The sequence below is a fragment of the Alkalilacustris brevis genome (assembly GCF_003350345.1).
In the GTDB taxonomy this organism is placed as follows: domain Bacteria; phylum Pseudomonadota; class Alphaproteobacteria; order Rhodobacterales; family Rhodobacteraceae; genus Alkalilacustris; species Alkalilacustris brevis.
Genome location: NZ_QNVJ01000038.1, coordinates 1 through 18,661, shown reverse-complemented (window position 1 = coordinate 18,661; position 18,661 = coordinate 1). Strand labels below are relative to the sequence as shown.

The following is an 18,661-nucleotide window of genomic DNA, read 5'->3' as shown; positions in this document are numbered from 1 at the left end:
GAGCCGGAGCCCTCCAGACCAAAATCACGCCGACTATCCCAAATCATTCGACGACGGACACTCCTGACGGTACGGTGGACCTTCGAACGGGGCAGCTTCGCGCGGCAGAACAGGAGGATCTGATCACGAAACTGACGGTGTGCGGTCCGGCGGAACCAGGAACGCCGCCGACACTTTGGCTCAAATTCCTGGACCGCGCCTTCGCCAGTGATACGGAAACGATCGCGTTCATGCAGCGCGCGGCAGGCTATGCCCTCACCGGTCTCACTACCGAGCACAAGATGCTCTTCCTTTACGGTGGCGGACGAAACGGCAAGGGGGTTTTCCTGAATACCTTGAACAAGATCTTGGGCGATTATTCTTGTAACGCACCTGCCAACTTGTTCCTGAAATCCACGTATCAACAGCACCCGACGGAATTGGCCGGTCTTCAGGGCGCACGTCTGGTGATTGGATCGGAAATTCCGAGAAACACCATTTGGAATGAAGCGAGACTGAAGGACCTTACTGGTGGGGACGGCATACCCGCCAGATTCATGCGCTGTGACTTCTTCACCTTTGATCCTCAGTTCACGCTCATGATTGCCGGGAACGACAAGCCAAGCCTGTCAGGCGTCGATCCGGCGATCAGGGCGCGCTTGGTGCTTGTGCCGTTCACCGTGCAAATTCCTGAAGAGGAGCGAGATCCTAACCTTGTGGAGAAGTTGATGGCCGAGGCTCCTGCCATTCTGAGATGGGCCATCGAAGGTGCGTTGCTCTGGCAAGACCACGGACTCGCCGTGCCGGACAGGATCAAGGCCGCGTCGGACGCCTACCTTGACGAGGAGGATCTGCTGAAAAACTTCCTACAGGAGGAAACGGTCCTCGACCAGAATGCCATCACCAGCTCAGGTGATCTCTACAAACGTTTCCAAGACTGGTGTGAAAATCAGGGCGTTCAGGCCTGGTCGATTCGAGGCCTCAACAGGGAAATGGCAGCACGTGGCTGGTCCCGAACCCGGCGTGCCAAAGGCCATTTCTATGATGGACTGGGTCTGAGCTAAAGCGCTCCTACGAACACCACCAAGCATGCCAATGCCCTCAGCGACGAAGTTGCGTCGCTGAGGGATCTTTCTGTCGATTTCAACCCTTCCCCTTTGTGAGGCCGTGACGATGTAGGAAGTGTAGTTTCCAATCATTATGTCCGAAAAAAACGAACCAGGAAAAAAGGATGAAGAGGGCAGTACCAGATTCAAGGTATTAATAGATGAAACCTACACTTTGTACACTCGGCACCGATATGGACATTCCGACCTCGTCATGCAGCCTGGTGCGGTGGGCTTCATCACCGGAATATTTGTCATTTGATCTACAGTTTTTTCTGGGCGGATAAGACTGCTTTCCAAACTGTCTGACGCTCCTTGCCGGCAAACACACAGCACCAGGCCCTCCATTGCCGGATGGAGGGAGCAAAATTTCCAAAGCATACCGCACTCCCGTCCCCATGACGCCCAGGTCTTTGCGCTGAAAAAGGAAACATTCAGAAATGACAACTCGCATCTACGTCTACGACACCGAATGCACTGGTCTTGTAGCCGCCTATGATAGGCCGATCCAGTACGCCGCCTGCGTCTATGACGAGGATGCGAACCTGGTCGAGGAGTTCAACCTTCGGGGACGGCTTCCGAGATATGTTATCCCAAGCCCGAAGGCCTTGCTGGTCAACCGCCAGTCAATTGGGGCGATTCAGCAGAGAGCCCTGTCGCACTACGACCTGATCCGTCAGATCCACGATCATATCTCGATCAATTCACCGGCAATCGTCTGCAGCTACAATGGGATAAGGTACGATGAGGAAATCCTTCGCCACAGTTTCTATGGCACCCTCCAAGAGCCATATGTGACGCAGTGGAATGGAAACGAGCGCATGGACATATTGACTGCGGCCAAGGCGGTCGCGGCATGTGCGCCAGGCGCCATTCACGTGCCGGTCAGTGAGGCAGGCAAGCGATCGTTCAAACTTGAACGGTTAGCCGCAGCAAACGGCTTTGCAGAACATGACGCTCATGACGCCCTGGGCGATGTCCACGCCACCATACATCTGGCGAAAGTACTGTTCAATAACGCGCCGGAGGTCTGGAAAGACTGTGCCGCAATGAGGAGCAAGGCCAAAGTGCTCTCGTTGATGCATGCCCGTAAACCCTTGATCTCTATCGGATGGGATCACACTCAAGACGGACCACGGGTTATGACACTGCTGCCGATTTGCGCCGACAAGGCCAATCCGAATGAGTGGCTCTGCATCAACCTCCACTCGGATATCGAACGGTTGCTGGCGGCCGACATCGGCTCGCTCCGAGAGGGCTTCAGAATTCTCGATGGCGTGAGTGCGATCGTTCGGGTGAAGATCAATGCCATGCCGATCCTGCTGCGGATAAGCGACCCGGTGGCAGTTGGCCTGAAGGTGGCCTGTGACCCTCGTGGTATCGTCAAGCTTTGGAGCGACCCGGCGTTCCCAGAACGCCTCAGGGCAGCGGCTGGGCTTCGCAAGTCAGAGTTTGGGGAACCAACACACCCTGCCGAGCAACTCTACTCCGGAGGGTTCTTCCCAGCGAGCGCCGACAAACCCGTTCTGCGCCTGTTTCACAAGGCATCCCCCCCTGAGAAATGCGAGTTGGTCGCCGACCTTACCGACCCCCGCGCACGCCACATGGCACAGTGGCTTATCGGGTCCGAGTGGCCTGAAGTGCTGTCGAAAGGCGACCGCCTCACGATCGGCGAAATGTTTCGCGAACACCTGATGCAAGAGAAAGCCAAGTGGACGACGATCCCCTCTGCGCTGGAGGAGATCAGGCTGCTCGCCGCGGACGCAAGCGTTGATCAGCAAGTCATCCTTGATGAATATGAGGAGTATCTGCTCAACCTTCGAAACGGCAAGCGGGCCTCGGTGTACGCCTAGTATCCGGCGGATGACGCAATGAGATGGTGATAGTCAAGCCTGTGCCTTGGCGGCGCCCTGACGGGCCCGCTCGCCACAGGCAACCGAAGATCTGCCGCGTGGGGAACTGAGGCTGGTTTGGCACAGAAGCAAGCACTGCGGTGAGGGCAACTTAGCTTTACCCAAATCCTAAAACCTAAAGGCTAACTTACTGCTCGTTCTGGCTAAAGAGACCCTAAAGGCTAACTTTCTTGGGAGCAGACCCGCTCTGAGACAAGATCAATTGGGGGACAAAGCGGGGGCAAGGCGCCCATGCCCTCTACTTTTTACTTTTTTAAATCAATATCTTGCATGATTTAAGTGGCGGAGACGATGGGATTCGAACCCACGAGACCCTTTCGGGCCTACTCCCTTAGCAGGGGAGCGCCTTCGACCGCTCGGCCACGTCTCCGTCGACGGGTATAGCCGCGCAAGCATAGGGAATACAAGAGGAAATTCCGCGACTTGCCTCTCGCGCCCTGATCCGGCCGAACCGCCTGAAAAGGCATGGAAATGCAGGCGTTGTGACCACGATCCGCTCAATCCGCCTTCCCGGATGCGAGCCTTCGCGCAGGCGCAAACGCGGCTCGGGCAGCGGCCGAATCCCGGCGCATCCAGGCTCTGGAAACTGCGTCCTTCCAGCGATGAGCCGGCCCCATCCACAAGCGGGCGGATCCCGGATGACCGCTCCGGCGAACAGAAAGGCCTTCCGGCAGCGGGCCTTCTGCGCCGACATGAAGCGGGCAGATGACAGCCGCAGAAGGCACTGGCAGCGCCCCGGTCTCCGGCCGTCTGAAAGATCGTGATGTGCTGCGAGCGCTGGCGCGGAATTTTCCCATTTCTTGCCGGAAGGTAAGCGCGCCGCGCGATGGTGCAGGGAAATCTTCGTCTTGATCCGGGATCGTCCCGGGCCTGCCGCATGTGCTGCATTCGGCAAACCCAGATCAAGGAGGCCAAGATGCTCGATCCGCTTGCCAACCGAACCCCATCGGCCCTGGGGCCGGCGACCGACTTGTTGCCCGTTGCCCCCGACGATGCGGCCGACCTGCCCGAAATGGCGATGGCGCTGTTCATCGAGACCGGCGGCAGCTTGCGCGTCGTCACCCGGCGCGGCGAGACGCGCGAGGTGATGCTGGAGGATCAGACCCTGCTGCCCGTGGCTGTGCGTCGGGTGCTGGAATCCGGCACGACCGCAACCGGGATTCACGCGCTGGTGGTAGGCTGATGCAGGGGACGGGGCTTTCGTTTCGATCCGTTGCGCTGCGCAGACGTTTCCGTCGCCCTTCCGCCGAGGGCGGCACCGAGACCGTCATTCAGGATGGGTCGCACTTCTACCGCGTCCACACCTATCTCGCATCCGCGCCAATCAACATTTTGCGCGGCGGGCGGTTTGAGTTTCTGGTTGTGGGCGCAGGCGCTGGCGGCGGCAGGGCAGGGTCGCGGGGCGCTGCTGGCGGCGGCGCAGGGGGCTTCCGTAAGTGGGTCGCGGGCGAGGCTGATAACAGCGAGGCCGGGCCGCTCTTCCTGCCTGTGGGTGCGCAATCTGTTGAGGTTGGGATCGGAGGCGCAGGAGCGACCAGCACTACCGGGCAGTCTGACCCCGGCGAGCACTCATCTGTTTCCAATATCATCTCGGAAGGCGGCGGTCGCGCGCCGGGTTCACAGATAACAGACCCAGTTGATAAAGACGGTGCCTCGGGCGGCGGCGGGAACCAAGAGCAAGAAAACTTCGAAGGCGGCTCAGGTATTCCCGGTCAAGGCCATGACGGCGGCGATGGCACGGTCAATCAAAGCGGCGGCGGTGGCGGCGGGGCAGGTGGCCCCGGCGGTGATGCCAAGTTTCCCGATAACATCGGCGGCGACGGCGGGCTGGGGCTGCCCTCTGCTATTTCCGGCGCGTCCACGATCTACGCCCCCGGCGGTCGCGGCACGGGGTCTAGCGTAAACGGCGCAGTAGCCCCCGGCTACGGCAACCCTGGCTCGGGTGGGAACGGCAATAATGGCGGCAGCGGGGCCGCAGGCGCAGACGGCATCGTGATCCTTCGCTACCGCATCACCGAGGCCGAATATCTGAATGAGGTGGCGTGATGGACATGATCTTCGATACGGCCACCGGGCAGTTGAGCATCGACACCAGCGCTGTTCACCCGTGGGGCGCGGACCTGCGGGCGATGCTGGACCGCCACGGCCAGATCATCAACCTGCGCGGCGTGGAGATGCGCCTGACGATCACGGCGGATGGCGCGCAGGTGTTCGACATGGCCCTGCCCCCGCCCGGCGTGCGCTTTTCAAAAACCGATCAGGACGTGATCGCAACGGGGCGGGTGCGCTGGCAGCCGGATCAGCAGATCGAGGTTGCGTCGTGGTGCAGGACAAGCGGCGGCGCTGAGATGACGGCAGAGGCAAGCTTTACCGCGCCGCGTCCGGTGCAGCCCTATCCCTCCTGGGAGTGGGACGGCAGCGCGTGGGCTGCCCCCGTGCCGCGCCCCGAGGGCGACGGCTGGCAATGGGACGAGGATGCCGGGGCGTGGGTTGAAAGCGATTTCACGTAAGGCATGGTATCCTGACGGCCCGGAAATTGCAGCAAACCGGCTGCGAAAGTTTCGCGCGCCCGCCCGGGCCCGCCTCCGGGCAAGGTTCCGAACCCGACCGCGGTAGCAGCGGCTGTGCCCCGCAGCCTCCAGGCAAGCAAGGCAAAGGCCCCGGAACGCTCCGGGGCCTTGCATTTTTCCATTCAGGGCAATGCCCTCAGGCGGCTTCTGAACGCGCCTGTGTCGCGTCACCGATCCGCCCGGCAAATTCGACCAGACGCCGCGCCTGATGGGCGATGGCCTTTTTCTGCGCCTCGGTGAACTCGGCCCCCGCGTCATGGCTGTAGCCATAGGGGTTGCCGCCCGATTCAAAGATCGCCTGATCGGTATAGCCCGGCGCCACGATGACCGAGCCCCAGTGCATGAAACTGGTGTAAAGCCCCAGCAGCGTGGATTCCTGCCCGCCATGCGGGTTTTGCGCCGAGGTCATGGCGCTAACGGCCTTGTCGGCCAGCTTGCCCTCGAACCATTGCCCGCCCAGCGTGTCGATGAAGGCGCGCATCTGGCTTGCCACGGTGCCGAACCGGGTCGGCGCCGAAAAGAGATAGGCATTGGCCCATTCCATATCGGCCGGCGTGGCCTCGGGGATGTCGGAAGTCTTTTCGGCCTGGGCCTTCCAGGCGTCCTGGCCTTCGACAACCGCTTTCGGAGCGGTTTCCGGCACGCGCAGCAGCCGGACTTCGGCGCCCGCCTCACGCGCGGCTTCGGCCGCGATCTCGGCCATCTGATGGTTTGTGCCATAGGTCGAGTAGTAGACAATTGCGAGTTTCACACTCATCGGGAAGCTCCTTTTCCTCACAAGGCACAGCTAGGCCACGGGGCCGCGCGGCACCATTGCGCAGGCCCGCAAGGGGGCTGTGCGCAAATGCACGGGCGCGTCTGCCATTGCGGCGCCCGCGCCTTGGTGGCAGGCTGCCGGCCACCTGCCCCGCTTTTCCCGCAGCCGGACCCCGAGATGCCGCAAACCCCGATCCTGACGGTCACGCTGAACCCCGCGCTCGACATTTCGGCGTTCACCGCGCGTGTCAGCCCCGGCCCCAAGCTGCGGCTCGACGGCCCGCGCCACGACCCCGGCGGCGGCGGGATCAACGTGGCGCGCGCGATCGTCCGGCTGGGCGGCCGGGCCGAGGCACTCGCAGTGCTGGGCGGCGCGATGGGCGCGCGGATCGCCGCGCTGCTGGAGGCCGAAGGCGTGCCGCTCCTGCCCTTCGACACGCCCGAGGAAACCCGCCACAGCCTTTCGGTGACTGACCTCTCGGATGGCCGGCAATATCGCTTCGTCCTGCCGGGAGAGCCCTGGCCCGAGGGCCGCGCCGTCAGCGTGCTCGACCGGATCGACCAGGCGGCGCGCCCCGGCGGATTTGTCGTGCTCAGCGGCAGCCAGCCGCCCGGCGTGCCCGACGATTTCCCCCATCACCTGGCCGCAAGGCTGGGAGAACGGGCGCGGATGATCGCCGACATCTCGGGCGCCGCGCTCAGGGCGGCTCTCACCCGCCCGGCACGCCCGGCGCTGGCGGTGCTGCGGCTTGACCAGGCCGCGGCCGAGGATGCCGCCGGGGGGGGCCTTGAGCAGCCCGCCGACAGTGCCGCCTTTGCCCGCACGCTGGTCGATCGGAGGATCGCCCGCATGGTGGTTCTGGCCCGCGGCGCCGATGGCAACGTGCTGGCCGGTGCCGGGCTGCTTCTGCATTGCCGCCCGCCCGAAGTGCCCGTGAAAAGCCCGGTGGGCGCAGGCGACAGTTTCACGGCGGCCTTCACCCTTGCGCTGGCCCGCGACGAGGGGCCGGAAGACGCCCTGCGCGCCGGCACCGCCGCCGCCGCCGCCACGGTGATGACCGAAGGCACCGAACTCTGCCGTGCCGAGGATGCCGCCCGGCTCGGGCCGCAGTGCCACATGCAGCGGCTCTGATGCCGACACAGGCGCGCAGGATCATGTCGTGCCGAGACACGCATGCCGGCGCACTCCCCGGCTCGTCTCGCGGCCCCCGTGTCCCTTCTTCTTGGTAAAAATATCCACATCCCGCAGCCGGCCACAGGCGCCGCACTCCTGGAGTTTCAGGCGCCTGTTTCAGGCACCCCGCAGGGCCGGATCACGAGGCGCGCTTGTCCTCGACCGCGGGCAGCACCGGGCCTTTCCACTCGGCTTTCGCCTTGAGCAGCGCCCGCACCCCGCGCGTGGCCGCGACCCGCTGATCGCTGACATAGGCCTCGTGGTTGGTCTCGAGCGTGCGCGGGTCGTAATGGTAATTCACCATTGCCCCGCAGGATTGCGCCAGCCCCTTGGCCGACAGGTCTGCCCCGGCGTGGATCTCGTAGACCTGCGCGCCGTTGCCCAGGTGAAACCGCGCCACCGGGTCGCGCGGCTGACCGTCCTCGCGCCGGGCCTCCAGCAGGTATTTTGCCGCCAGCGCACGCAGCGGGTCATGCGCGGCTTCGGGCAGGGCCCCGGCCGGCGGCGGCGCAGGCAGGGCCTCTTTCGCCTTCGCAGGCTTGCGTTTCGGCGCCGCCTGAAGCGTGTCGCGCGCGCGCTCGGCAGCGGCCAGCAGGGCGGCGGCCGTCCGGTCGCCCTCTTCCCCGGCGCGCTCGCGCAGCCACGCCGCCAGCCCCGGAATCGGCGACAGCGTGAGGAAGTTGCCCAGATGCGGCAACTCGCCGCGCAGCACCTCGACCACCTGCTTGATCAGCGAGTTGCCAAACGAGACGCCGCGCAGCCCCGGCTGGCAGTTCGAGATCGAATAGAACACCGCCGTGTCGGCCCGCGCGGGGTCGAGCACCTCGCGCCCCTCGGCCAGCAGCGCCTGCACCGAGCCGGACACGCCCTGCACCAGCGCGACCTCGACAAAGATCAGCGGCTCATCCGGCATCGCAGGGTGGAAGAAGGCAAAGCAACGCCGATCCGGTGGCTCGAGCCGGCCGCGCAGGTCGTCCCAATCGTCGATGGCGTGGACGGCCTCGTATTCGATGATCTTCTCCAGGATCTTGGCCGGGCTTTCCCAGCTGATCCGCCGCAACACCAGAAAGCCGCGGTTGAACCACGAGCCGAACAAATGCGCGAAATCGAGATCGGCCCGCGCCAGCACCGGATCGTCGCGCATCAGCCGCAGCAGATCGGCGCGCATCCGCACCAGCTCGGCGGTGGCGCCGGGGGACTGGTTGAGCCTGCGCAGCAATTCCTGTCGGGCCGGCTCGGCCGCCTGCACCAGCCGGGCCAGGCCGGCACGGTCGCGCGTGTCCGCATAGGCAGCCGCGGCCTCGCGCACCGCCTCCGGGTCGAGATCCATGTCGCGGGCCAGCATGACGAAAAAATCGCGCCGCCCCTTCTCGTCCAGCAGCCGGTATTGCGCCAGCACCTCGCGGGCCAGCCGCATCCCTGAAACCTCGCCCCGCCCGGACAGGAGCGCCTGGCACAGCTCGGATATCGGTGTGCCGCCCTGCGCGCGCCACAGCCCCGCGCGGCGCTCGAACAGGGTTGCAAGCAAATCGCCCAGATAGCTGCTTCGGGTCATGTCGCCCTCATCGGTTCGCCTGGCCGCCAGCGGGCGGCAGGGTGACTCGCCACATCGTCAGGCAGAAGTCTAGCACGGCGCTGCCCGCCTTGGCAGCAAGCCTCTCGATCCTGTGTAGTGTCAGCCTGCGCGCCCCTGCAGAACGGTCTGCACCGCCTCGGCCAGCCCGTCGCGGCGGAAGGGCTTGGCGACATGCGCCATGAAACCGGCGGCGCGAAACTCGGCAATCTGATGGGCCAGCGCATGGGCGGTGATCGCGATCGCCGGCGGTGGTTCCGCACCGGCCGCCGCCGCGCGCGCGCCGATTTCCCCGAGCGCGGCGATCCCGTCCATTTCGGGCATGGATATATCCAGCAACAGCACGTCGAAGCGGCCCGGCGCCCAGACCTCGCAGGCGGCGCGGCCATCGGCGACCATCGTCACCTCGGCCCCCAGCCGGCCAAGCATCGCCTCGAGGATGCGCCGGTTGGTCGCGTTGTCATCCGCGGCCAGCACCCGCACCCCTTGCAGCCCCTGCCGGGCCTGCGCCGCTGCTTCCGGGGCCGCGGCATCGACCGTTTCGTCAATGCCCGTGGCCAGCGGCAAGGGCAGTGTAATGCTGATACGCGTGCCCTGCCCCGGCGCGCTTTGCAGCGAAATCTCGCCGCCCATCATCCCCACCAGCCGCTGCACGATCGCCATGCCCAGTCCCGAGCCGCCGAAGCGCCGCGAAACACTGCCATCGGCCTGCTCGAACGCCTGGAAAATGCGCGCGCTCTGCTCGGCGCTCATGCCGATGCCGGTATCCTGCACCTCGATATGCAGCGGCGCCCCGGCATCACCGCCAATCCGCACGCGGATCTCGCCCCGCTCGGTGAACTTGAGGGCGTTGCCCACCAGGTTGTTGAGCACCTGCATGATCCGGTGCGGGTCGCCCCACCGGGGTTGCCCGGCGCCGGGCTTGGAAATGACCAGCAGTTGTACCCCCTTTTCGCGGGCGAGCATCCCGTGCACCGCCTCGACCTTGGCCAGCAGGTCGGCGGGCCGGAACCCGATCTCTTCCAACTCCAGCTTGCCGGCCTCAATCTTGGACATGTCCAGCACATCGTTCAGCGTATGCAGCAGGATCTGCCCGGATTCGCGGATCGCATCGAGCATCCCGCGCTGCTTTTCGTCGGTCAGGGTCTCGTCCAGCAACTCGGCCATGCCCAGAACACCGTTGAGCGGCGTGCGGATCTCGTGGCTGATATTGGCCAGAAACCCCGATTTTGCCTGGTTCGCCGCCTCGGCCTTGTCGGCGGCGTGGCGCAGGGCCGCCTCGGCCTCGACCTGGGCGGTGATATCCGTCACCGACTGCACCACTTGCGCGCGCAAGCCCTCGGCCCGGACCGGCGCGGCATTGATCGAAAGATACCGCCTGGGCTGGCCTTCGCATTCCAGCGCGAAACGCGCATCGCGCAGCGGCACCCCGCGGGCCTGAACCAGCGCGAAGGGCAACTTTTCCTCAGGCACCTCCACCCCGTCGAGCGTGGTGACACGGTAAGGCACCCGCCCGAAATGCTCCTCGCCCCGGCCGGGCGGGATCAGGCCCAGCAGGCGCTCGGCCTCGGCATTGGCAAAGATGATCTGCCCTTCGGCATCACGCGCCAGCACCCCGGAAACGCTGGTCTCGATCAGCCGCGCGACATAGGCGTGCTCGGCCATCAGCGCCGCTTCGAGTTCCTTGCGGTCGGTGATGTCGATATGCACCCCGGAAAAGACCAGCGGGTCGCCCTGGGCATCTCGGCTGGTGACGCGCCCGCGCGACATGACCCAGATCCAGCCGCCATCACGGTGGCGCATTCGGAACTCGCGCGAGATATGGCCGCTGCCGTCCCGGTTCTGCTGCCCCGAACTTTCGGTAAATTTCGGCCGGTCGTCGGGATGAACAAGCTGCATGAACCCCTTGGCGTCAAGCGGCGTGATGTTCTCCAGGTCATAGCCGATCATCTGCGCCCAGCGCTCATCGACATGGTTCAACCCGCTGCACAGGTCATGCTGCCATAACCCTACCTGCGCGCCCGAGATGATGTCTTCCAGCCGCTGCTCGGCCTCTTTCTGCGCGGTGATGTCCAGATGCACGCCGGCCATCACCTGCGGTCGTCCGTCGCCCGACCAGCTGACCACCCGCCCGCGCGACAGCACCCAGACCCAGTGGCCCTGCTTGTGGCGCATCCGCAACTCGTATTCGAACTGCAGCTGTTCGCGCGTCAGAACACCGGCAACACGTTGCTGGACATGTTCCATGTCATCGGGATGTGTCAGCCCCTCCCAGACTCCGATGCTCTGCGCGCCCAACTCTTCAAGAGTGTAGCCCAGCATCTCGGCCCAGCGGGCGTTGATGATGTTCTTGCCGCTGTCGAGGTGCCATTCCCAGGTGCCGGCCTGTGCGCCATGAATGATATCGGCCAGGCGCTGCTCGGCGTGCTTCAACTCGGTAATGTCCTGCCGCACCCCGATGCGCCCGCCATCGCCAGTGGGCATCTCGATCATGCGCAGCCAGCGGCCATTGGCCAGCGGCACCTCCAGAGACACACCTTCACCACGATGCGCGTCCAGCGATCGCTCCAGCCAGGCGCCCTCCTCACCGGGGGCGATCCTGTAGACCCCTTTTTCGAGATTGGCGCGCACGATCTCCTCGAAAGTGACACCGGGCGCGATCAGGTCGCCGATTTCCGGGTAAAGCTGGATATAGCGTTCGTTGCACAGCACCAGCCGGTCATCGGCGTCGAAATAGACGAAAGCATCGGGCAGGCTGCCCACCGCCGCCAGCAGCCGCGCGCGGGCATCCTGCTCGGCGCGGGCCGACTGGCTCAGCGATTCCTCCATACTGCGGCGTTCGCTGATATCCTCGACGATGCTCCAGACCAGCGGGCGGCCGCTGCTGCTGGTCGCGACCAGCCCCAGCCGGCGCACCGGATAGCGGCTGCCATCCTTGCGCAGATGCTCGCTTTCGGCCGGGGCGTGCCGGCCGGTTTCGCGCAGGGCATCCATCGCCGCGCGATGATCCTTGTCCAGGTCGGGCGGGATCAGGTCATCGTATTCCAGGCGCAGGAATTCCTCGCGGCTGTAGCCGGTGGCCGCCAGCAGCGCCTCGTTGACATCCAGAAAGCGCCCCGTCTCGAGATCGCTCAGCGCGATGCCCAGCGGCGAAAGCGCGAACAGCCCCTGCAGAAGCGCCTCGCGCTCGCGCAGCTCCTTCTGGGCCAGGACACGGTCAGTCACATCACGGATCAGGAACAGGTAGCCATGCGGATCGCCGGGGCGGTCCGGCGCGCGGCGCGCGGCCGAAAGCTCGCGCCAGACCTCCTGGCTGCCGTCCTTCAGGCGATACTGCCGCCCGCGCGGGCGCTTTCCGGCATCGACTTCCTTCATGATCTCGCGGCGCTGCGCGGCCACTTCCGGCGGCAGCACCTCCTCCAGCGTGCGCCCGAGGAAGTTCTCCGGCGGGATCGGCTCGGCGGTGACGCGCCCGGAATGAAAATCCACATACCGCCCCTCGGCATCGACCTCGATCAGAAGGTCGGGCAAGGCCTCGAGCGTGGCTTGCAGGCGGTTGCGATCGGCGGCTGTCTGCATCTCGCGCTTGCGGCGCTCGGTGATCTCGGTCTGGACCGACAGAAAGGCCACGATGCGCCCGGCGTCATCGGTCAGTGGCTGGATGTCCAGATCGCACCAGAATTCCGTGCCATCCCTGGCGCGGCTGCGCAATTCGCAGCGCACCGGCTCTCCCGCATCCAGCCGGCGCTTGAGATCGCCCAGAACCGCGGGGTCGGCCACCTCCTCGTGCAGCAGCGCACCGGGGTTCTGGCCGCGCGCTTCCTCAAGCGTGTAGCCGGTGCGCCGGGTAAAGGCGCCGTTGACCCACTCGATGCGCCGCTCCGGATCGGTCACGATCACCAGGTTCGCGGTGCGTTCGGCCACCTGCGCCAGCCGCTCAAGCATCCAGTGCTCGTGCGCCGGGCCGGAAACCTCGCGCCCCAGTGCATAGCTCCCCGCCCCGTCCGGCCCCTGCCCCAGTTGCCATGCAATCCAGCGCGGGGCCGACTCGCCGCTGTCGGCGGGATGCCGGATCGTTACCTGCTGCCCGGCGTCGCCCGCGTCATCCAGCTTGCCCAGCGCGGCCGAGAGCGCGCGATGCGAGGGCTCGTCCTCCGGCAGCCTCAGCGCGCAGGGCAGCGCCTGACCGATGGCCGCCTCGGCCTCTTCCGCGCCCACCAACCCGGCAAAAGCCCCGTTGAGCCGAAGCACCCGCCCCTGCCCGTCAAGCAACGCCATGGGGTCGGGATGACCCGCGAACAGCGCTTCGAAAAGCGCCGCGTCCGGCGTTCTCTCCGGCGCGACCTCTCGCGTCTTTCTCAACTCTCCGGCCATGGCATCCGTAACTGGCGATCTGCGAAAACGCGGCCGTGAACGGTAAAGACGGGCAAGCCGCGCGAGCCTCCATCATACAGTGAAATATGGTCATTCCGAGGCCGTGGCAGGACCATAGCTAAACCGGGGTTCGCGCCCCGCCCGCAGGCGGCGAAGCATCGCGGCGCGGTGTTCGGCACCGACATCGACAGGTCAGCGCGCCGCGGCAACGGCCCGCGCGGCCATCACGCCCACCAGATGCGCGCGATATTCGGGCGTGCCGTGAAGGTCGCCGATCATGCCATCGGCCGGCACCGACACCCCCGCAAGCGCCTCGGGCGAGAAATCGCGCGCCAGCGCCGCTTCGGCTTCTTCCCAGCGGAACACCCCGTCTTCCGAGGCCCCCGTCACCGCCACGCGCACCGCGTCGGCAAACCGCGCCACGAACACCCCCGTCAGCGCAAAGCGCGAGGCCGGCTGCGCAAACTTCCGGTAGCTCGCCGCCTGCGGGATCGGAAAGCGCACTTCGGTGATGATCTCGCCTTCCTCCAGATCGGTGGTGAACATCCCCTGGAAGAACTCATCCGCGGCGATCTCGCGCGTGTTCGTCACCACCACCGCGCCCGAGCCCAGCACCGCCGCCGGGTAACAGGCCGAGGGGTCGTTATTGGCCAGGCTGCCGCCGAGGGTGCCGCGGTTGCGCACCGCCGGATCCCCGATCTGCCCGGCCAGCGCGGCCAGCGCCGGGTAATGCGCCGCCGCCTGCCGGGCGACCCCGGCATGGGTTTCGCCCGCGCCAATGCACAAATGCCCGGCCTCGTCCAGCCGGACCCCCCTGAGCTCGCCGATGGCGCCCAGGCTCACCAGCACCGAAGGCTGCGCCAGCCGCGCCTTGAGCGTCGGGATCAGCGTCTGCCCACCGCCAAGAGGCATCGCCTCGTCGTCACCCTTCAGCAGCTCGACCGCGGCAGCCACCGTTTCGGGGCGTTCCAGTTCGAAGGCATACATTCCTGTCTCTCCCGTCTGAAGATGATGCGCGTTGCCCCATCTTCTTGGCAAAAATATCCATGTTCCGGCGCCGGCCACGGGTCGCCTCACCCTGCCCCCGCAGGGCGCCGCCCGCTGCCGGGCGTCCTGCGGCCTGGACAGCGCGGGCCTCGCGCCTATTCGGCCGCGACCTGCATTTCCTGGCCACTCGCGGCCATGATCGCCTTGACGATGTTGTGGTAACCCGTGCAGCGGCACAGGTTGCCTTCCAGGTGATGGCGCACCTCGGCCTCGGTGGGTTTGGGAGTCTCCGCCAGCAGCGCCGCCGCCGACATCACCATGCCCGGGGTGCAGAACCCGCATTGCAGGCCGTGATGGTCCTGAAACGCCTTCTGGATCGGTGAGAGCGAGCCATCCTCATTGGCCATGCCCTCGATCGTGCGCACCTCGGCGCCCTCGGCCTCCAGCGCGAAGATCGAGCAGGATTTCACCGCCCGGCCATCCACATGCACCACGCAGGCGCCGCACTGGCTGGTATCGCAGCCCACATGCGTTCCGGTCAGGCCCAGCCCCTCACGCAGGAACTCGACCAGGAGGGTCCGCCCCTCCGCCTCGGCGGAAACGGATTTTCCGTTCACGGTCATCGTGACCTTTCTCATCATCTACTCCCTGGGTTCGATGCGCCGAGTTAATCACGCCGCACCGGCTTTGAGAACCGAAAAACATCCCCGCGCGGCGGGAGGGTGCCCCCGCCGCATCGCGATCATGTCAGACGCGGCCGCCGCCTACAGTGCGTCGTCGAGGAACCCGAGAAAGGCGCGCCACGAGCGGCGATCGGCCTCCAGGTCGTAATCACGCGCCCCCCAGACGGTGAAGGCATGGCGCGCCCCGCCATAGACCTCGGCGCGATGCGGCACGCCGGCGGCTTCCAGCCCGTCGAGCAGCGCGGCCAGGTCGGCCATGCCCGACACCGGGTCAGCCGTGCCGTGCAGCAGCAGGACCGGCGCGTCCAGCCCGTCATAGCCCTGCCCCTCGGGCGTGCCCAGCCCGCCGTGGAAGCTGACATATCCCGCAAGCCCCATATCGGCCCGCGCAGCCTCCAGTGCGGCTGCACCGCCAAAGCAATACCCGGCCAGCACCATGCGCCCCGGCATCGAGGGCAATGCCGCTGCCGCCGCGATCCCGGCCGAGAGCCGGGCCTGAAACAGCGCCCGGTCGCCGTAAAGCTGGCCGGTTGCGCGCTGGTAATCCTCGACCCCCGCCAGTTCGGCATCACGCCCGAAAAGATCGAGCACAACGCCGACATACCCCTCGGCGGCAAGCATCTCGGCGCGCCGGATCTCGTATTCGTCGATGCCGTCCCAGTCATGCACCAGAAGGACCGTGCCGCGCGCCGCCTCCAGCGCGCTGTTGCGCGACACGACCCCTTCAAAGACCGCATCGCCGACAGTGTATTCGAAGGTTTCGTTGACGATGCCGCCGAAGGCCGCGCCCGCCTGCGAAAACGCCAGCGCCGCCGCGGCAATGATTGTGGAGAAACGTCTCATCTGCCTGATCCTTCCATGACTATTGCTAAATAATGTTAGCGTGCGCGCATCACGCGGCCATGCGGCGTCATGCCGGATGCCCGCGGGGTCACCACGGTGGACACGCGCGCCGTTCTGACACAAACTCGCACCCCCCCGATGCCCCCCGGTGCGCCCGCACCCGGAAGGATACCACAAATGCCCGATTTGCCGGAACAGGTGCCGATGACTCGCAAGATACCCAGCCACGAGCAGACCTATGCGACGGTGCGCGAGATGATCCTGTTTGGCGAACTGGCGCCGGGCCAGGCCGTGACCATCCAGGGCCTGGTCGAACGGCTGGGCGCGGGCATGACCCCCGTGCGCGAGGCGATTCGCCGGTTGACGGCCGAAGGCGCGCTCACCCCGCAGGGAAATCGCCGGGTGTCGGTGCCGCGCCTCGATCTGGCCCGGCTGGACGAGGTGACCTTCGCGCGCCTCGCCATCGAGCCGCAGCTTGTCGAACGCGCCGCGCCCGCTGTCACGCCCGCGCTGATCGCCCGGCTCGAGCAGATCGACGCCGAGGTGGACGCCGCCATCACCCGGGGCGCGGTGCAGCATTACCTCGCGGCCAATCACCGGTTTCACTTCACCCTCTACGAGGCCGCCAGCGCCGATGTGCTGCTGTCGCTGGCGCGGATGCTGTGGCTGCGCGTCGGCCCCTCGCTGCGGGTGGTCTGCGATGGCGATGCGGTGCTCAGCCTGCCCGACGGGCACCGCGCCGCGCTGGCAGCGATGCGGCTGGGCGATACCGGCGCACTGGTGCAAGCGATCACCGATGATATCCGGCAGGGGTCCGAGCGGGTGGCGGCGGCGATTGCCCGCGGCCAGATTTGATCAAATCACCTTGACGCGGCCCGCCGCCCCAGTATTCTGGGCGGCAAAGGCATTGCAACGCCTGTTCTCCCGCCCCCTCCAGCCCCGCCGCTGTCCCGGCCGAAAGCAGCAGGCGGACCCGCCCGCAAGGTAAGGCCCTTGCCCGACGGCACAGACCAGCGGCAGCACAGACCACAAGGAACGCCCGCATGACACGCATCACCAACCACATGCCCACCGCCGCGCTTCAGGCGCTCGACGCCGCGCATCACATGCACCCCTTCACCGCCGCCGCCGAACTGGCCGCCAAGGGCGCGCGGGTCATCACCCGCGCCAGCGGCGTGCGCCTGACCGACTCGGAGGGCAACGAGATCCTCGACGGCATGGCGGGGCTGTGGTGCGTCAATATCGGCTATGGCCGCGAGGAACTGGCCGAGGCCGCTGCCCGCCAGATGCGCGAGCTGCCCTATTACAACACCTTCTTCCAGACCACCCATGTGCCGGCCATCGCGCTGGCCGCGCGCATCGCCGAACTGGCGCCGGGGGATCTGAACCATGTGTTCTTCGCCGGCTCCGGATCCGAGGCCAACGACACCAATATCCGCATGGTGCGGCAGTACTGGGCCGCGCTCGGCAAGCCCGAGAAACGCGTCATCATCAGCCGCAAGAATGCCTATCACGGCTCGACCATGGGCGGGGCCAGTCTTGGCGGCATGGCGGCGATGCATTCCCAGGGCGGGCTGCCGATTGCCGATATCGTGCATATCGACCAGCCCCACTGGTATGCCGAAGGCAGCGACATGACCCCCGAGGATTTCGGCCGCGCCCGCGCCCGCCAGCTTGAGGAAAAGATCGCCGAGCTGGGCGAGGACCGCATCGCCGCCTTCATCGCCGAACCGGTGCAGGGCGCCGGCGGCGTGATCATCCCGCCCGAAAGCTACTGGCCCGAGATCCAGCGCATCTGCGACGCCCATGACATCCTGCTGATCGCCGACGAGGTGATCACCGGCTTCGGTCGCACCGGCAACTGGTTCGGCAGCCAGACGCTGGGCATCCGCCCCGACATCATGACCATCGCCAAGGGGCTTTCCTCGGGTTACGCGCCCATCGGCGGCTCGATCGTCAGCGACGGCGTGGCCGAGGTGTTGGGGCGTGACGAATTCTACCACGGCTACACCTATTCGGGGCATCCGGTCTCCGCAGCCGTGGCGCTGGAGAACCTGCGCATCATGGACGAGGAACGCATCATTGAGCATGTGCGCGATGTCGCCGCGCCGCATCTGGCGGCAGCCTGGGCCAGCCTTGCCGATCACCCGCTGGTGGGCGAGGCCCGCAGCCTTGGCCTGATGGCAAGCCTGGCGCTGAGCCCCGACAAGGCCCGCCGCGCCCCCTTCGCGGCGCCCGCGGGCACCGTCGGGCATATCTGCCGCGAGCGCTGCTTTGCCAACAACCTGGTGATGCGCCATGTCGGCGACCGCATGGTGATCGCGCCGCCCCTGGTGATCACGCCCGCCGATATCGACCTGCTGATCGAGCGCGCGCGCAAGGCGCTCGATGAAACCTGGGCCGCCGCACGCGACAAGGGGCTGCTGGAAGCGGCGGCCTGATCCGCACGCGGATGCCGGCCCGCTTGCTGCCTGCGCACCGGCGCGCCGCGGATGCGACCTGCCGATCCGCGCGCGTCAAACATGGCCGATAAGACCTCTGCATAACACGTCTTGAGAAGAGGCCCGAGGGCAGCGCCTGCCTGGGTAGGCGCTCATGCCTAACGGCGCCACCGGCGCGGCACTCAAGAAACTATCTACGTACAAGATGTGAGGCGTCTGAAGCGCCTGCCGGGATGGAGGGGGACCGTCGCCCCGGTGGGGC

14 protein-coding genes and 1 tRNA gene are annotated in these 18,661 nt (G+C 66.1%); 8 read left to right on the top strand and 7 right to left on the bottom strand.

All coding sequences use genetic code 11. The features are described from left to right. Window positions 1-1,043: DNA primase family protein (locus tag DQ229_RS05395; RefSeq protein ID WP_238380966.1), on the top strand; the 1,043-nt coding region annotated here is incomplete at its 5' end. Between the two features lie 482 nt (window positions 1,044-1,525). Then, window positions 1,526-2,938: a hypothetical protein gene (locus DQ229_RS05390; protein ID WP_114965254.1), complete on the top strand. Its 1,413-nt coding sequence runs from the start codon at window positions 1,526-1,528 to the stop codon at window positions 2,936-2,938. A 340-nt stretch (window positions 2,939-3,278) separates the two neighbouring features. Here DQ229_RS05390 and DQ229_RS05385 read toward each other — a convergent pair. After that, window positions 3,279-3,368: transfer RNA gene (locus DQ229_RS05385), tRNA-Ser, on the bottom strand. 546 nt (window positions 3,369-3,914) lie between these two features. Between DQ229_RS05385 and DQ229_RS05380 the strand changes: the two genes are divergently transcribed. Genes DQ229_RS05380 through DQ229_RS05370 form a run of 3 tightly spaced genes read left to right on the top strand, consistent with a single transcriptional unit; the run spans window position 3,915 to window position 5,508 of the window. Further along, the gene (locus DQ229_RS05380) at window positions 3,915-4,181 is read left to right on the top strand and encodes a spike base protein, RCAP_Rcc01079 family (protein WP_114965258.1); all 267 of its coding nucleotides are present in this window, start codon (window positions 3,915-3,917) and stop codon (window positions 4,179-4,181) included. Beyond that, entirely contained in the window at window positions 4,181-5,044 is an 864-nt protein-coding gene (locus tag DQ229_RS05375; protein WP_114965253.1) for a glycine-rich domain-containing protein, read from the top strand. Before DQ229_RS05380 ends, DQ229_RS05375 begins: the two co-directional genes overlap by 1 nt. Beyond that, on the top strand, window positions 5,044-5,508 hold the full coding sequence (locus DQ229_RS05370; RefSeq protein WP_114965252.1) for a hypothetical protein: 465 nt from the start codon (window positions 5,044-5,046) through the stop codon (window positions 5,506-5,508). The genes DQ229_RS05375 and DQ229_RS05370 overlap by 1 nt, the downstream gene beginning before the upstream one ends. A gap of 196 nt (window positions 5,509-5,704) precedes the next feature. On the opposite strand, the gene wrbA is transcribed toward DQ229_RS05370, so the two are convergent. Then, the gene (wrbA, locus tag DQ229_RS05365) at window positions 5,705-6,325 is read right to left on the bottom strand and encodes an NAD(P)H:quinone oxidoreductase (protein ID WP_114965251.1); all 621 of its coding nucleotides are present in this window, start codon (window positions 6,323-6,325) and stop codon (window positions 5,705-5,707) included. A 177-nt stretch (window positions 6,326-6,502) separates the two neighbouring features. Here wrbA and DQ229_RS05360 point away from each other — a divergent pair, with 177 nt between their 5' ends. After that, window positions 6,503-7,456, top strand: coding sequence for a 1-phosphofructokinase family hexose kinase (locus DQ229_RS05360; protein ID WP_114965250.1), 954 nt, complete (start codon window positions 6,503-6,505; stop codon window positions 7,454-7,456). Between the two features lie 181 nt (window positions 7,457-7,637). Here the strand turns inward: DQ229_RS05360 and DQ229_RS05355 are convergent, their stop codons facing one another. From DQ229_RS05355 to DQ229_RS05335, 5 genes are all read right to left on the bottom strand, one after another. Then, entirely contained in the window at window positions 7,638-9,053 is a 1,416-nt protein-coding gene (locus DQ229_RS05355; protein ID WP_114965249.1) for a malonyl-CoA decarboxylase, read from the bottom strand. 120 nt (window positions 9,054-9,173) lie between these two features. Next, entirely contained in the window at window positions 9,174-13,445 is a 4,272-nt protein-coding gene (locus DQ229_RS05350) for a PAS domain S-box protein (protein WP_114965248.1), read from the bottom strand. 192 nt (window positions 13,446-13,637) lie between these two features. Beyond that, complete coding sequence (locus DQ229_RS05345; protein ID WP_114965247.1) at window positions 13,638-14,432, bottom strand: FAD binding domain-containing protein; 795 nt, start codon at window positions 14,430-14,432, stop codon at window positions 13,638-13,640. Window positions 14,433-14,587: 155 nt separating this feature from the next. Beyond that, window positions 14,588-15,070, bottom strand: coding sequence for a (2Fe-2S)-binding protein (locus DQ229_RS05340; protein ID WP_114965257.1), 483 nt, complete (start codon window positions 15,068-15,070; stop codon window positions 14,588-14,590). A 126-nt stretch (window positions 15,071-15,196) separates the two neighbouring features. Then, entirely contained in the window at window positions 15,197-15,958 is a 762-nt protein-coding gene (locus DQ229_RS05335) for a dienelactone hydrolase family protein (RefSeq protein WP_114965246.1), read from the bottom strand. A gap of 177 nt (window positions 15,959-16,135) precedes the next feature. Between DQ229_RS05335 and DQ229_RS05330 the strand changes: the two genes are divergently transcribed. Together DQ229_RS05330 and DQ229_RS05325 are read left to right on the top strand one after the other, a co-directional pair. After that, window positions 16,136-16,813 (top strand): GntR family transcriptional regulator, encoded by a 678-nt coding sequence (locus tag DQ229_RS05330; RefSeq protein ID WP_202909512.1) that lies wholly within the window; start codon window positions 16,136-16,138, stop codon window positions 16,811-16,813. A gap of 188 nt (window positions 16,814-17,001) precedes the next feature. Further along, window positions 17,002-18,399, top strand: a complete 1,398-nt coding sequence (locus DQ229_RS05325; protein ID WP_114965245.1) for an aspartate aminotransferase family protein — start codon at window positions 17,002-17,004, stop codon at window positions 18,397-18,399. Window positions 18,400-18,661 lie beyond the last annotated feature (262 nt).

What these genes read in the sequence shown, in the direction of transcription:
- DQ229_RS05390 (WP_114965254.1), top strand. Translation starts at nt 1,526, where the DNA reads ATGACAACTCGCATCTACGTCTACGACACCGAATGCACTGGTCTTGTA.
- DQ229_RS05380 (WP_114965258.1), top strand. Translation starts at nt 3,915, where the DNA reads ATGCTCGATCCGCTTGCCAACCGAACCCCATCGGCCCTGGGGCCGGCG.
- DQ229_RS05375 (WP_114965253.1), top strand. Translation starts at nt 4,181, where the DNA reads ATGCAGGGGACGGGGCTTTCGTTTCGATCCGTTGCGCTGCGCAGACGT.
- DQ229_RS05370 (WP_114965252.1), top strand. Translation starts at nt 5,044, where the DNA reads ATGGACATGATCTTCGATACGGCCACCGGGCAGTTGAGCATCGACACC.
- wrbA (WP_114965251.1), bottom strand. Translation starts at nt 6,325, where the DNA reads ATGAGTGTGAAACTCGCAATTGTCTACTACTCGACCTATGGCACAAAC.
- DQ229_RS05360 (WP_114965250.1), top strand. Translation starts at nt 6,503, where the DNA reads ATGCCGCAAACCCCGATCCTGACGGTCACGCTGAACCCCGCGCTCGAC.
- DQ229_RS05355 (WP_114965249.1), bottom strand. Translation starts at nt 9,053, where the DNA reads ATGACCCGAAGCAGCTATCTGGGCGATTTGCTTGCAACCCTGTTCGAG.
- DQ229_RS05350 (WP_114965248.1), bottom strand. Translation starts at nt 13,445, where the DNA reads ATGGCCGGAGAGTTGAGAAAGACGCGAGAGGTCGCGCCGGAGAGAACG.
- DQ229_RS05345 (WP_114965247.1), bottom strand. Translation starts at nt 14,432, where the DNA reads ATGTATGCCTTCGAACTGGAACGCCCCGAAACGGTGGCTGCCGCGGTC.
- DQ229_RS05340 (WP_114965257.1), bottom strand. Translation starts at nt 15,070, where the DNA reads ATGAGAAAGGTCACGATGACCGTGAACGGAAAATCCGTTTCCGCCGAG.
- DQ229_RS05335 (WP_114965246.1), bottom strand. Translation starts at nt 15,958, where the DNA reads ATGAGACGTTTCTCCACAATCATTGCCGCGGCGGCGCTGGCGTTTTCG.
- DQ229_RS05330 (WP_202909512.1), top strand. Translation starts at nt 16,136, where the DNA reads ATGCCCGATTTGCCGGAACAGGTGCCGATGACTCGCAAGATACCCAGC.
- DQ229_RS05325 (WP_114965245.1), top strand. Translation starts at nt 17,002, where the DNA reads ATGACACGCATCACCAACCACATGCCCACCGCCGCGCTTCAGGCGCTC.